Below are 1,039 nucleotides of genomic sequence, written 5' to 3'. Positions count from 1 at the left end.
CCCCCACCGCCACCACGAACAGCACCACCACCAGCGCGCCGAGAGCGGCCAGCAGCGCCTTCTGCTGCCCGCTCATCGTTTGTCGTCCGGCGGAACCTCGGTGAAGCGGATGGTGTCGACGCCGGCGAAATAGCGGTCGGTGCTCTGCGTCTTGCCGATCGCGACAACGGTGAGTTGGTGCGGCCCCGCGCGGAGCGGCACCCGGGCCACGTCGACCCAGTCGGTGATCTGCACCTTGGCGGTGTAGCCGATGAACGGGTCACCGACCTGCCGGCCGTCGATCAGGAAGACGATGTTGGCGTAGTCGGGTGCGGTGGTCAGCACGGCGGAGAACTGCCAGGTCGCCTCGGTGGGCAGGTCCACCGTCACGGTCACCCGGTCGTTGATCGCCCGGCCGAGGAAGAACAGCTGGGCGTCCTGCGACCAGGTCACCTCGCAGCAGTTCTGCTGGACCACCACCGTCGCACCGGAACCGGCCGGCGAGTCGACCCGGGCCCCGGTCACCAGGGTCTCCGCCTCGATGGTCACCACCTGCGGCACCGGCGGCGGGTCGTCGCCCCGGGTCACCAGGAACACCACCACCGCCGAGACCACCAGCACCAGCGCCGCCGCTGCGGCGATCCACGGCCACGGCGTACGCTTCGGCGGCGCCACCGCCTGCACCTCGTAGGTGACCCGTCCGCTGGAGCGGGAGCTCTCCTCCGGCGCGGTGTTCGCCGAGTACGCGAACCCGGTCATGTCGTAGCGGCGCGGCGGCGTGCCCGGCGGCACGGCCAGGCGTACCAGAAAGGACACCGAGCCCTGCCCGGGCACCACCCGCTGCGGCTCGGTGACGGTGAACCACGACCGCTGCGTGCCCTCGCCGGGCGCCACGTCGAACACCACCGTGTCCGGCGCCAGGCCCGGGTTGGAGACGGTGAAGGTCAGCTCTCCGGCGTTCCGGGCGTCCAGGGTGAACTGTCCGGCGGCGGCGACGACGGTCCATTCGGTGGTCATGACGGCTCCTCGGGAGCGGATACGGGCGGGGTGGGGACAGGAG

1 protein-coding gene is annotated in these 1,039 nt (G+C 71.4%); it reads right to left on the bottom strand.

Going from position 1 to position 1,039, the window contains the following annotated elements:
* Positions 1–72 precede the first annotated feature (72 nt).
* Positions 73–996, bottom strand: a complete 924-nt coding sequence (locus tag C1I95_RS34090; protein ID WP_111220230.1) for a hypothetical protein — start codon at positions 994–996, stop codon at positions 73–75.
* Between the last annotated feature and the right edge of the window lie 43 nt (positions 997–1,039).

The organism is Micromonospora craterilacus (assembly GCF_003236315.1).
GTDB classification, from domain to species: domain Bacteria; phylum Actinomycetota; class Actinomycetes; order Mycobacteriales; family Micromonosporaceae; genus Micromonospora; species Micromonospora craterilacus.
This window is presented reverse-complemented; position numbering and strand designations above follow the sequence as displayed.